At 66.3% G+C, this 9,304-nt stretch carries 8 protein-coding genes and 1 pseudogene; 8 read left to right on the plus strand and 1 reads right to left on the minus strand.

The window, feature by feature from the left end:
• The first annotated feature begins 50 nt into the window (after nt 1-50).
• From L107_RS09085 to L107_RS09120, 8 genes are all read left to right on the plus strand, one after another.
• Nucleotides 51-1,331, plus strand: a complete 1,281-nt coding sequence (locus L107_RS09085) for a hypothetical protein (RefSeq protein WP_159818056.1) — start codon at nt 51-53, stop codon at nt 1,329-1,331.
• A 32-nt stretch (nt 1,332-1,363) separates the two neighbouring features.
• The gene (locus L107_RS09090; RefSeq protein WP_159818058.1) at nt 1,364-2,371 is read left to right on the plus strand and encodes a hypothetical protein; all 1,008 of its coding nucleotides are present in this window, start codon (nt 1,364-1,366) and stop codon (nt 2,369-2,371) included.
• Nucleotides 2,368-4,506, plus strand: a complete 2,139-nt coding sequence (locus tag L107_RS09095; protein ID WP_159818060.1) for a CHAT domain-containing protein — start codon at nt 2,368-2,370, stop codon at nt 4,504-4,506. Before L107_RS09090 ends, L107_RS09095 begins: the two co-directional genes overlap by 4 nt.
• A gap of 232 nt (nt 4,507-4,738) precedes the next feature.
• Nucleotides 4,739-5,221, plus strand: a complete 483-nt coding sequence (locus L107_RS09100) for a hypothetical protein (RefSeq protein ID WP_159818062.1) — start codon at nt 4,739-4,741, stop codon at nt 5,219-5,221.
• 106 nt (nt 5,222-5,327) lie between these two features.
• Nucleotides 5,328-6,317 carry a hypothetical protein gene (locus L107_RS09105; protein ID WP_159818064.1) on the plus strand — a complete coding sequence of 330 codons (990 nt, stop codon included), beginning with the start codon at nt 5,328-5,330 and terminating at the stop codon, nt 6,315-6,317.
• Between the two features lie 70 nt (nt 6,318-6,387).
• The gene (locus L107_RS09110) at nt 6,388-6,564 is read left to right on the plus strand and encodes a hypothetical protein (protein WP_159818066.1); all 177 of its coding nucleotides are present in this window, start codon (nt 6,388-6,390) and stop codon (nt 6,562-6,564) included.
• A 421-nt stretch (nt 6,565-6,985) separates the two neighbouring features.
• Nucleotides 6,986-7,660, plus strand: coding sequence for a hypothetical protein (locus L107_RS09115; RefSeq protein WP_159818067.1), 675 nt, complete (start codon nt 6,986-6,988; stop codon nt 7,658-7,660).
• Nucleotides 7,633-7,893: a hypothetical protein gene (locus L107_RS09120; RefSeq protein WP_159818069.1), complete on the plus strand. Its 261-nt coding sequence runs from the start codon at nt 7,633-7,635 to the stop codon at nt 7,891-7,893. Before L107_RS09115 ends, L107_RS09120 begins: the two co-directional genes overlap by 28 nt.
• A 270-nt stretch (nt 7,894-8,163) precedes the next feature.
• On the opposite strand, the pseudogene L107_RS09125 reads toward L107_RS09120, so the two are convergent.
• Nucleotides 8,164-9,304 (minus strand): annotated as a pseudogene (locus L107_RS09125) (IS5 family transposase); the annotation flags it as partial.

Here is a 9,304-nt window from a genome sequence, read left to right on the forward strand (position 1 = left end):
TGGAGGGCACCCCCCCTGCGCTCCATACTGGGCCAGCGGAGTTGTCTGTGATGCCCAGGGATTACCAGGAGCTGCGCTGTCTGATCCGCACCTCAGTTGCCGGCCAGGCCCTCGCCATCGGCGGCATCTCCCCGGAAGCTTGCGGAGAGGCCCTCCGCCGGCTGGAAATCGATCCAGAACCGCCTTCTGCATCGGCTGACCAGCTTCTCCTGGATGCCACCCGACAGCAGGACGATCGGGGTGTCTTGCTCTGTCTGCGTTGCCGAGTCAGCTGGCCGCTGGAGGCCAAGCTGCACGCCCTGCACCGCCAGTTCGGCCGGGCCTACCAGCTCGATCTGATCGCCCTGGCCAGCTACGCCCTCGATGATGACGGGCGCCTTCTCCCCTACGCCAGGCCCGACCAACCCTCCCGCCGGCCGGATCCCTTCACACTGGACGTGGTACGTAGCTACCAGCCAGGGCATTGCGGGCTGCCGCACTGGGCGCGGCAGAAGTTCCAGGCCCACAACGGCCTCAAGGCCTACCTCAAAGAGCAGGGTCTGCTGCTGATCGGCGACTGGGCCCTGCTGGCTGACACCAGCGCCAGGCGGATCCGTGAGAGCTGGGAATCGCTCGGCAAGGGCTCTCTGACCGGCGATTCGGCGGTGGCGCTGCATCAGGCCTACCTGCCTGAGTACCGGCTGGCCAAGGAGCTCCATGAGGCCCGCACGGGCCGCCAGAGCGGCTGGAACCCTGATCAGGCCTTCTTCGAGCGGGTCGATCCCACCCAACCGGCTCAGATCACCTGCGCCTCGCTCAAGGCCATGGCCGACGCCGTGCGGCTGCTCCGAAGCGGCCGCTGGCAGCGCTCCCTGGAGGTGCTTCAGGCCGAGGTGCCGGACATTGCCGATCCCAGCAGCCTGGACGGCGATCTACCCAGCGACTTGGACGATGCCAAGGCCCTGCGCTCTGCAATCGAGACGGCCCTGGATCGGGCCATGCAGTCCTACCTGCCCGCCGTTCTGAACGTTCCAGAGCAGGACCGGGAGCTGCTCCACTGCCTCTGGAGCGGCTACGCCGAAGGCCTTGGGCAACGCCCCCTCGCCGAGCGTTGCCGTTGCTCCCAGACTCAGGTGAGCCGCAAGCTCAAGCTGAAGGTTCACGCCATGGCGATCGCCACCAGAGCTGCTATGGAGCTCAGGCGCCTGCCCGCCTTCGCTGCGGTCACCACCAGCGTGGAGGGAGCCGAGAAGCTCGTCACGGCATTGCGGAATCACCTCAGCGAGCCCGAACGAGAGGGGGATGTTGCCCCTCTTCGCCGCTGGGTTCAGCAGCACATGAACCTCCCATGACCTCCCCCGCTTCGCAGGAATCCCTTGAGGCCATGCCACTGCCTGAAGGTGCGCTCATCCTCAGCAGCCAGCAGCTGGAGCAGACTTGCAGCGGCGGATGGCAGCGCCAGCTGCGGGGGATGGCGTTGCTGGGCCTGCAACAGGCCATGGCCGAGCGCCAGGTGGATCTTCCTCTCGGGCCGGAGCTCGATCCGGAGGATCCCTCGAGGTTGCTGAGCCTGAATGGCTTTGCCGTTCAACTGGCGATCACTGGCCTCAGCAGTGACCACGTGTCCGTGGAACTGGCCCCCTGGCGCCTGGCTGGTTCCGCGCCCCAGCTGCTGCTGGTTGCTGCGGTGGATGGGGAGAACAGCGTCGTTCACTTTCCCGGGGTGCTCACCGGTGCCGAGTTTCTTCAGGCCATGGGCAGCAGCTGGGAAACGGACGGCGCCTTCGATCTGGATCTGGCCGTCGTTCAGGGGGGAGTGGATCGCCTCCTGGTGCTCGTACAGGTGATGGAGCCGCAGGCCTTGCCCCGCCTTGCCCTGCGGGCCTCCCCCCCCGGCCAGGTGGGGGTGAAGATGATCGATTGGCTGAGCGGCAGGATCGATTCGGCTCTCGCCGGCCTAGGCGCTGAACTCGTACCCGTCACCGCCGGTGTCTTCCGCAGCGGTGGCTTGGCTGGTTCCACGACGGCTGAGGAGCGAGCGCTTGCCATCCTCGCCATCCCGCTCGGGCTGGCAGGCGATCAGTTGGTGTACGGCGATCAGGTGGCTCGATGCATCGAGCGGTTTCGGCTGTTGCTGATTGCCAGCGGTGGCACCCGCCCGGAGGCTCTGCTGCTGCGCCTGGTTCCTGATCTTGCCGGTGATCTGCTCCCCGATGGCCTCGAGATCACCGCCCAGCAGGGGAGCCTCAGGCAGAGCGTCAGCTCCGCCGACAGCCTTGACCTGCAACTCAGCTTCCCCGCGAGCACAGACCTGATCGATGTGGCCCTGCGCTCCGGCCAGAACGAAGCGCTGATCCTGCCGACCCTCCAGTTCCCGGACTCCGCAGCATGAGATCGATCGATCTGCACTTGCAGGCCGATGACCTCGCCGATCCGATCACCGCGTTCGTGGTGAGCTCAGGTGGCAACCACGTCTTTCACGTCAAAGCACCTTCGGATCTGCTGGCCCACTACCAGGCCTGGCGGCGCCGCTTCCTGGCCCATCACGATCCAGGTGGCCCGCCGATCGGTGCCGATGTGGTGGGGATCTATGGCCAGCAGCTCTGCCAAGCCCTGGCCGAATGGTTCGATCAACCCGCCTGGTTGCCGCTCCGCCAGGTGCTTGCCGCCCAGCCGACTATCCCGCTGCGGCTGCGCTGCGAGGAACGCCGTGGTGTTCTCGAGCGGCTTCCCTGGGAAACCCTTCCCCTGGGAAGACCCATCTGGCGTCTTGCTCCAACCGGTACGGCTGCAACAAAAAGGCCAGCGGCGGTTCGCCAGCCCCGTCTGCTGTTGTTGCTCGGAGATGAAACCACCCTGTCCCTCGGGGAAGAGATCGCCAGACTTGAGGCCCTCCACAGCAAAGGCCGCATTCAGCTGGTCACCCTGCGCGGGACAGGTTGCCGAGAGGCCGCGATCCGCTCGGCTCTGATCGATCCCCAGGGTTGGGATGGCCTGATCTTCCTGGGCCATTCGGACGCTGATTCCGCCGGCGGCGGACGGTTGCATCTTGGCGATGGCAGCTGGCTGGCGGCCCATGCTCTGCAGGCCGAGCTCATCGTGGCTGCTGGTCGCGGCCTGAATCTGGCGCTGCTCAACAGCTGCAGCGGCATCGACCTGGCCCGGGGTTTCACAGCCGCTGGAATCGGCTGGGTGCTGTGTTTCCGCGATCCGGTGCCTTCACAGGGGGCCTCTCAGGCCTTCGCCACCCTGCTCAGTGCCCTGGAGAACGGGCGGGCCTTGCCCGATGCCGTTCTGGAAACCAGGCATCAGCTGGAGATGAACGGCCCGGCTGGCACCCCTCTGCTGCTCAGCCTTTACACCGCCCCCGGGGCCTGCAGCTTCGTTCTGCCGCTTCGCCGCCGCCGGCTGTTTCTGCTGCGTCTGGCGAGCAGCCGACCAGGGCAGCTCGCGGCCGCCACCTTGGCCGTGAGCCTTGGAGTCGTCTCCGATCTGGTGCCGTCCAATCCCATCGACACCGCCCTGCTCAATGGCCGCCTCCAGCTCCAGCGCCACTGGCGTGAGCGCACCGGCCAGGGCGGCCCGCGAGGGGAAGCGCTGCCCGTGTTCCTGCTGGACGAACGCAGCAGCGAGGCGACCCTCAACGATCGCCCCGGTGATTCCCTGGTCTCCCGTGCCGCCCTGGCGGAGATCCTGCGGGGCACGTCTCCCTCAAGGGTGCCGCGGGTGGGCCTTGATGTGGTGCTTGATCAGGTGGGACCCGATCCGGCCGGCATGGCTGCCCTGGTTCGCGTCATTGCCGAGCAGCGCAGGCCCCAGGTCTTCGCTGGCTATTTCGGCGCTGAAACGGAGGCTCCCCAGGCCGGCGACGACTCCAGACCCATCGCCCCATTGCGAGCAGCCGGGTTACAGGCCTACAACCTCTCCGTGGGCACACCGCCGGGTGGTGACAGCTCCCTGAAGCCTCCACCGCTACGCCTTCTGCATGCGATCGGCTACAGCCACTTCGCCCACGCGATCGCAGGCCCATCCGCAAGAACGATGCCGGCCGATGCGGTGATCGATTGGTCGATCGACTGGGTGCCCCTGATCAAGAAGATCCGCCCCGATGACCTCCCCTCTCTGCACGCCCCCGTCCTGCTGGTCGGCGACGATGGCTACCGGGGCGAGCAGCGCAGCGACCGCTTCATGGCTCCGCTGGCCGTGCAGACCACCTTGCCCCGATGGGGGGGCTCCAGTGCGGACATGCCCGGTGCCTTAGTGCAGGCCGTTCTCGCCCAGAGCCTACGCCTGGGCTGGTGGCTGACGCCTGCTTCGGTCGCCTGCACCACGGCCTTGGCTTCCGGCCTCGGGGTGGTGGTGGCGGCGGCCAGCACACGGCCGCTTCGGCAGGCCGGAGCGATCGGCGCGATCCTGCTGATCACCATTCCGTTGAGCTTCCAGATGGCAGTGAGCGTTGGTGTCCTGATTCCGATCCTTCTTCCTCTGGTGGGCCTTTCCGCCACCGCCCTGCTACGCCGTTTGTGAGATGACGCACCCTGCCCGATTCCTGCCGATCCCTGCGCTCATCAGCCTCCTGGCCCTCCCAGGCCCGCTGCCGGTGGTGGGGGCTCCTCAGCCTCAACAGACCCCCTCTCCGGCCAGCAGAAAAGCTCCTGAGATCTCCCCATCGGCCCTGCAGCGTCTGCGGCAGCTTCTTGGTCTGGGTCGCCCTACGGCGGTCGGGGGTAGCCGCGCAGCCGCCGGGGAGTCCGTCTGTGTGCTGACCCCCTGGGTAACAACGGGCCTTGAGCAAGGGGACGTAGCGAGAACTCCCCTGGCAAAGCCCACGATCCTGGCCATCGATCCGCTCAATGAGGTGCGGATCGAGGCAGGAGGCCAGATGCTCTGGCAACGGCTCGCCTCCTCAAAGGCCCCGATCGAGGGACCGATCCCCTGGCCCCTCGCCGCAATTCAGCCCGGGCAGACCGTCCTGATCCGGCTGCGCCCACGCGGTGCCAACGGAGGTGACTTCGCCACCCTGCAACTTCGTGGCGCGCCAGCGGCCGAGATGGCCAGCGCCACAGCGCTTCTGCAGAGCCTCGGCCCGGAGGAATCCCAATGGATGGCCGCGATCGAACAGCAGCTCAGGCAAGGGAATCGCGCCTTGGCCTGGGAACTGCTGTTCTCCGCTCAGGCTCCCGCCCGTGGAGCGATAGGCAAGCTGAGGGATCAGATCGTCCGCCAGGGCTGCGGCAGGTAGGCCGTCAGCTTCGGATTCCACCGGATGAATCAGGCGCCGATGGCTGGAACGAACGGGAGGGGTCCAGGAGGCACAGCCCTCCCCAGCCTCAATGGTTCCTCTAACCATGCCGTCTTCCTCCAACCGTGCCAGGTCAAGCTCCGGCTCCAGTACCCCGCGCCGGCCTGCCGATCTCGTCGACACCATCGACTATCCAGCCTCCGTTACGTTCCCGGCTGTCGCCGCCGCGAACGCCTTTGCCGGCGTTGAGGCCTACCGATCCATCCGCTTCGAAGATCTGCCCTCCGACCTGGTGCAACAGCTGCGCAGCGATGGCACCCACGGCGACATGCGAACCATGGCCGAGGCCCGAGCCGTCTTCGACCACAACGTGCCCGCAGAAGCCAAGGGCTCGATCGATGGCATCCGCGCCGTGGTGGACGATCCCTCGATCCATTGGGCCCATCGGCAGCCCCACGCCAATGGCGGTGGCAGCACGGCCGAAAATGGCGTCTACGCACCAGCTGAACTCAACTGGCAGGTCGGCGACCGACGGATGAGTGATGCCGAAATCGCGGAGGCCGAGGCCTACACCTTCGAGGTGGCGGAGCAAGCCACACCTGGGGTCACGGGTGACCTGGCCGACGTGGCCGGCGACACCCTGGAGACAGGGGCCTTCGGCGGAGTGATGGGTGGCGGCCTCGCCGCCGTTCACCGGCTTGCCCAGGCCCAGGGCTTCCGTGATGCCGGCCGACACGATCTCGCTGCAGCCTGCGAGGAAAAGATCGGTGACGACGTTGCAAAAGGTGCCATGAACGGCGTCCTGCGCGGCACTGCTGTTGCTGCCACGCAGGCGGTGCTCGGTGCCAATCCCTTCACCGCCGGCATCGGCCTTGTGGCTCCCGATGCCATCGCCCTGCTTACCCAGAAGGACCAACTCAGTCAGGAGGAGTACGAACGCAAGTCGGTTGAGGTGGTCGGCAAAGGCGTGCTTGCCACTGTCCTGGTCTGCGCTGGTCCGATCGGCTGGCTGGGTCTGGCTGGGCTCTCGGTGGCAATGGCCTACAGCAAGGCCAATGAACAGGCCTCATCGAGTCAGCAGATGAAGGGGGCCTGAGCAGCGAACTCCATTTTCCTCTTGACCTTCCATCCGGGCCCTTCGAGGGCCCTTCCATTGCACCAACACCATGACTGAAAACACCACGCCAAAACGCAAGGTCATCACCTGGGCCGTCATCGGCGGCATCGCAGCACCCTTCGTGCTTCCTGCTGGTCTGATCATCGGCCTGCCGGCTGTCTGGGCTGGGGCCGTCGTCGGAGCGGCTCTTGCTCACCGTCCTTCAGGTGAAGGCGAATCTCGATAGTTCCTGATTGATCCTCGGTCCGGCTCGTCGGCCAGCCACATCCTCGCCACCAGCACCAATCTGGAACTCCCCAGCGACTTCAGCCACTGGATCCCAGACACACGGTCACGTGCTGCGGCGCACATAGAAGCTCCTTTGCAGGGAAAAGGCGGATGCCCCTGACGCCTTGCTGGATTCCCGTGCCATGCCCGGTGCTCCTTTGAGCTCGGGCAGTTGAGGCTGATGCGTTGAATTCCTTGCAGGGGAGTTGTTCGGATGATCAGCACAGCCGAGTGACATGAATCAGCAGGCTCTGCCGAGAACGACAAGGAGACGTACCACCAACATGGACTTCAAGACCATGGTTTCAGCTCCATCCAGACTCGCTCCCCGACCAATCCGACGCTCCGGGCCTCTGCCTCTTCCCACCCTGCGCGGTGAAGTGCATCGGTTCAGCGGTGTGGTGGATCGCTTCGGCAGCTTCAGCCGCAACGGCGAGACCGAGCACACGATCTGCATTCGAAATCTCCAGCTGGCCGACCGTGACCAGGCCCTCGATCTGGACCATTGGTGGTTCCGCCTCCGGGAGGTGTGGACCGAGGCCGGGGTTCGCGTTGGCGACACGGTGCTGTTCACCGCCAAGGTGCAACGCTGCACCAAGGGCTACGGCGATCCAGCCGGGGCCTGTCTCAACTCCAGGAACGCCGCCAGTCGGCTGCGGGAACAGGTGGTTGGATTTGGCACCTGCCCCCGCTCGGTGGTGGTGCTGCGGCGCCGGCAGACCACCAGCCGCCTCGTTGAAGAGATGGCCAGCGAGAAGGCCTGCTCCGTGGCCCAGCTCGCCGAAGCGGAAGCCGACCTCCAGCGGCTGCAGCAGCATCGGCAGGCCCTGCTGGACGACACCGAACGCCTTCAGGGGGCGTTGAACGAAACAGTCGGCCGCCTCGAACGGGAAACGCAGCTGCGGACACGGCTTCACGCTTCCCTGATCCAGCTGCAACGCAAGGCGGTGGTAGCCGCCCTTCTCGCCCTCACCCTGGGCGGCGCGGCCGGTGTGGTGCTGGCTCAGCGCTTGGCACCATCGCAACCGTGCCCATCTGTGGCGGCGAGGCGCTGAACGCGATCGCTGTCTTCATCCGGGCCAGCAGGACTGCCCTGAGTGCAGAGCGGACTGCACCTCTGGTCACGGCTGAAGCCAAAGCCCAGCTGTCCGGCCTGCGCGACACGGCCTTTCTGGAGCATGTCGAGGTAGTGCTGGCGGGGGAACCCCAGGGCTTCCGCAACGCCGATGCCTTTGGGATGGCCGCCCGGCCACCGGGACGCGCGGCCCTGCTGATCGGGGCTGATTGACGCGCTGCAGGCGGATTGAGACGCAACAGGGTGAGTGACAGTCGCTAGCGCCATCCGCTGCTGGGCACCGCTCAGGCCTTTCCCAGCGGGTCATCGCTGACCGCCTAGGAGGCCGCTGAAATAGTGGCCCAACCGAGTGCAGCCGCGCTGGTACCGTGAGCGCGCGCGATGGCCGGCACCATCTGGGAAGTTCGCTCGGCCGATCCCTGCTGGCCTCCGCTCGTCTCGCGGAGCACTGCATCGAACCCCTTGCGCCCCTCACTGCTCGTTTCATGCCAGCGCCTCCCGCGCTCTGAGCAGGTTCGCCAGGCGGATCAGGTTATAGGCCACCACATGCAATCGGAACACTGCTCCCACCCTGGATCGGCCTCTGGCCTTGAGTTGTCTTAATCCTGCAGCCTGCTTGATCTAGCCGAACACCTGCTCGATCCGCTTCCTGGCGTTGATCGACCGTGCGTAGCCCCCATGGCGGGTGGTGCGGCCGTCGATGGCGGAGCGGCGGCGAGCCTGGATGTTCTGCGCCACTTGCGGCGTGATGCCGGCAAAGCGGATGTCGGCCACAAAATCTCTGGTGTCGTGGCCCTTGTCGGCTCCCAGCGTCTTCCGGTGCGTCCCAACGAGCGAACGGGCCATCCGTCATGCTGCCGCACGCTCGCCGTAGCCATCGGCTGGGGTCACCTCACTGGCCACCACCAGACCGTGGCGGTTCTCCAACCGCTGCGCGGAAGCCTGTGGCTACAGGCAATGGCCCAGGTAGCTGAGGAACGCGCCGGTCCCACCGGACTTGCGGAACAGTCGGGCTACTCCTTCGGAGAAGACTGCGCCTACGCCGTCGCTGCTGGAGCGGTGGGTCTGGTTGGAGAGCAGCAGACCACGGAAATCACCCTTGGCTCTCTTCTCGCTCTTGGCAGAAGCAGGGCCAAAGCCGTTGCCGCCACTGGGTGGTGGTGGGTCGTCGTCGGGCCCGTCGATCCGCTCCAGGGAGCTGTGGGAGGCCTAGGCCCTCAGCAAGGTGCCATCGACCGAGAAGTGCTCAGAGCTCAGCAGCGGCTTGACCTCCGGTGAGGCCAGCAGCAGCTCCAGTAACCTGGCCATCAGCTCCTCGTTGAGCAGCCGATCGCGATTCTTGGTGAACGTGGTGGGGTGCCAGACGGGGTCGTCCGGGTTCAGGCCGACAAACCAGCGGAACAGCAGGTTGTAATCCAGCTGCTCGATCAACGTCCGCTCCGAGCGGATCCCGTAGATCGCCTGCAGCAACAGGGCCAGCAGCAACTGCTCGGGCGGGATCGAGGGCCGACCGCCCTGCGGGTAGAGCCGGCAGAAGGTGGGATTGAGCCGGTCGAGGGCCTGATCCGCCAGCCGCCGCACCTGCCGGAGCGGATGGGCCCTGGGGATCCGCTCCTCGGTGGAG

This window comes from Cyanobium sp. Copco_Reservoir_LC18, assembly GCF_009834675.1.
Lineage (GTDB): Bacteria > Cyanobacteriota > Cyanobacteriia > PCC-6307 > Cyanobiaceae > Cyanobium > Cyanobium minutissimum.

What these genes read in the sequence shown, in the direction of transcription:
- L107_RS09085 (WP_159818056.1), top strand. Translation starts at nt 51, where the DNA reads ATGCCCAGGGATTACCAGGAGCTGCGCTGTCTGATCCGCACCTCAGTT.
- L107_RS09090 (WP_159818058.1), top strand. Translation starts at nt 1,364, where the DNA reads ATGCCACTGCCTGAAGGTGCGCTCATCCTCAGCAGCCAGCAGCTGGAG.
- L107_RS09095 (WP_159818060.1), top strand. Translation starts at nt 2,368, where the DNA reads ATGAGATCGATCGATCTGCACTTGCAGGCCGATGACCTCGCCGATCCG.
- L107_RS09105 (WP_159818064.1), top strand. Translation starts at nt 5,328, where the DNA reads ATGCCGTCTTCCTCCAACCGTGCCAGGTCAAGCTCCGGCTCCAGTACC.
- L107_RS09110 (WP_159818066.1), top strand. Translation starts at nt 6,388, where the DNA reads ATGACTGAAAACACCACGCCAAAACGCAAGGTCATCACCTGGGCCGTC.